1 protein-coding gene is annotated in these 572 nt (G+C 54.4%); it reads right to left on the reverse strand.

From position 1 onward, the window contains the following. Nucleotides 1-572: DNA internalization-related competence protein ComEC/Rec2 (locus QQF33_RS03465; RefSeq protein ID WP_285157385.1), on the reverse strand; the 572-nt coding region annotated here is incomplete at both ends.

Genomic DNA, 572 nt, shown 5'->3' on the forward strand with positions numbered 1-572 from the left:
CTCCAGTAACGCCAGCGGAAAAAGATGGAGCAGCATACCGAGAAGGATCAGCGGCACGGAAATAAACGTGACCAGCGGAACAGCAAACAGATTCGCGAGGAATGAAGACAGGCTGAAACCATGAAATATCAGCACCTGCAGCGGAAGCAGCAGGCACAGCATCCCTGTCTGCAGATGAATGAGATTTGCCAGAGGTTTTATTCGGCTCCAGCGCCCGTTCGGAAGCGGTAGCCACTGGTACCAAAAAATTAATGCCGCAACCGCAAACGCCGACAGCGCAAAACTTTGTGACAGAACAGCCACAGGGTCAAAAATCAGAATTGCCGCCACGCAGGCTAACCAGATCTGCCAGGGAGACCATTGACGGCCGCTAATCCGCAGTGCAGCCACCACCGAGAGAGAGACAACCGTGCGCATTGCGGGCGGCTGCATCCCCGTTAACCATGCATAAAAAGCCGCAAAGCACAGACCTGCAAGCATGGGAAACTGCCAATGGATAGCGTGGCTCGGCAGGAAATATTGCAACCCTCTTGCCAGTAACCAGATGATGGACGCAGCCAGCGCGATGTGCA

It is taken from the genome of Lelliottia wanjuensis (assembly GCF_030238365.1).
Lineage (GTDB): Bacteria > Pseudomonadota > Gammaproteobacteria > Enterobacterales > Enterobacteriaceae > Enterobacter > Enterobacter wanjuensis.